The 213-nt window shown below is 34.7% G+C and carries 1 protein-coding gene; it reads right to left on the reverse strand.

The window, feature by feature from the left end; translation table 11 throughout:
- The coding region (locus tag ABR397_RS24910) for a contact-dependent growth inhibition system immunity protein (protein ID WP_350307997.1) at positions 1-213 on the reverse strand (213 nt) is incomplete at both ends.

Raw genomic sequence — 213 nt, forward strand, 5'->3', positions numbered from 1 at the left:
ATCTATCGGAAGAACAACATAATCAGATTCTTTAATTCTATCACCGCTCCAAGCTTCAAGCTTTTCGTGGTAGCTAGGTCTCATGGTTATTAGGCTATTAACACCATGAATCGAACAGCTTTTCATATTCTTGAATAACACTCGTTTAGTTTTATAACCATATTGCTCCATCAACATTGCTATCCATTCAGAATATTGTTCTTTGTTTCTTTC

The sequence above is a fragment of the Photorhabdus viridis genome (assembly GCF_040256935.1).
In the GTDB taxonomy this organism is placed as follows: Bacteria; Pseudomonadota; Gammaproteobacteria; order Enterobacterales; family Enterobacteriaceae; genus Photorhabdus; species Photorhabdus viridis.